Origin of the sequence: Streptomyces europaeiscabiei, from assembly GCF_001550375.1 — a bacterium.
GTDB lineage: Bacteria > Actinomycetota > Actinomycetes > Streptomycetales > Streptomycetaceae > Streptomyces > Streptomyces europaeiscabiei.
Window position 1 is genome coordinate 1 of record NZ_LRTR01000717.1, and the last position, 1,486, is coordinate 1,486.

A 1,486-nucleotide genomic window follows, 5' to 3' on the forward strand; every position below is an offset into this window, starting at 1 on the left:
CTGCCGCTGGACACCCCGGACTTCACCGGACGCGTCGCGGAACTGGCGCGGCTCTCCTCGCTCGCCGGCCTGGACGCGGGTGCGGGTGCGGGTGGCGGGGACACGGCCGGGGGGGCGTGGTCCGTGGGGCCCCGGGTGGTGGTGGTCCTGGGCGCGGCCGGTGTGGGCAAGAGTGCCCTCGCCGTGCGCGCCGCGCACCGTATGGCCGACCGGTTCCCCGACGGTGCGCTCCACGCCCGGCTGCACGACGGCGCGGACCGCCCCAGACGGGCGGACGCCGTCCTGCGCACCCTGTTGCGGGACTGCGGAATGGATCCGGCCGCGCTGCCCGACAACGCCGACGACCTGGCGGGCATGTTCCGGTCCTTCAGTGCCGAGCGGTCGCTGCTGGTACTGCTGGACGACGCGGCCGGCACCGACCAGGTGCTCCCGCTGCTGCCGGCGGACGGCGGCAGCCTGGCGCTGGTGACCTCCCGGGTCCGGCTGCCCGGTCTGCCCGGCGCCCGGTCGATGGCTCTGGGGGCGCTGTCGGCCGAGGACGCCGCCGCGTTCTTCACCAGGGTGGCCGGGGCGGAACGCGTCGGTGCCGGTGACGTCCTGGGGGAAGTCACGCATCTGATGGGCAACTTCCCGCTCTCCCTGCGGGCGGTGGGCGAGAAGTTCGCGGCGCGGCCGATGTGGACGCTTGGCGACCTGGCCTTGGGGCTGGTGGACGAGGGCCGTCTGGCGGCGGAACTGCATGACGAGGCCTGCGATGTGCTGGCCCGGGCGGCCGGGGCGATCGCCCGGCTGCCCGGCTCCCTGCGGCGGGCGCTGGCACTGCTGGCGGCGGCCGGGGCGGCCCCCTTCGACATGGCACGGGCCAGGCAGCTCCTGGGCGGCAGTTCCTGGGACGGCGACTCCCTGGTGGGCCAGCTCCTCGACCATCACGTGGTGGTCAGGGCGGAGCAGTCCGGTTCTGCGGCTCTCACCTTGCGGGTGCCGGATCTGATCCGGCTGTCCCTGCCGTCCGCCGACAACGCCGAACTGCGTGTTCTGCCCGGCGGCGACCGCGGCGGCCTGGGCAACCGTTCCGTCTCCGGGGTGCTGACCGCGGCGGGCTGACGGAATCGGGCCCGGGGCCCGGCGCGCGCGCCGGCCGGCCAGCACCTTGGACATGACTTCACCCGGCCTGGATCGCCCAGGCCGACGCTGGCCGTGACGGCCGCACGGACGGGCCGTCACGGGCGTGGTCCCGCCTCGTGCGGCGGGACCCGAGTGAGGAGACGGTATGCGTTTCGAGGACGAGGTTCCAACGCCCCGCTGGCTGATGGTGCCCGCGGGACTGGAGGTCGAGCTCACCCCGGCCGGCCCCGGCAGGCGTATCCGGTGCGGCGATCCGTCCACACCGCCGGGGCGTTCCTCGGCGGGGCACCGGCGGCCGGACGGGGAGCGCCCCGGGCAGCACCGGGAGTCCTGCTGCCGCTGCGGTGATCCCCGGCCCGCC

At 75.8% G+C, this 1,486-nt stretch carries 1 protein-coding gene and 1 pseudogene; both read left to right on the forward strand.

All coding sequences use genetic code 11. From position 1 onward, the window contains the following. Positions 1-1,104: pseudogene (locus tag AWZ10_RS35615) on the forward strand (hypothetical protein); the annotation flags it as partial. 166 nt (positions 1,105-1,270) lie between these two features. Next, positions 1,271-1,486: hypothetical protein (locus AWZ10_RS53140; protein WP_208618609.1), on the forward strand; the 216-nt coding region annotated here is incomplete at its 3' end.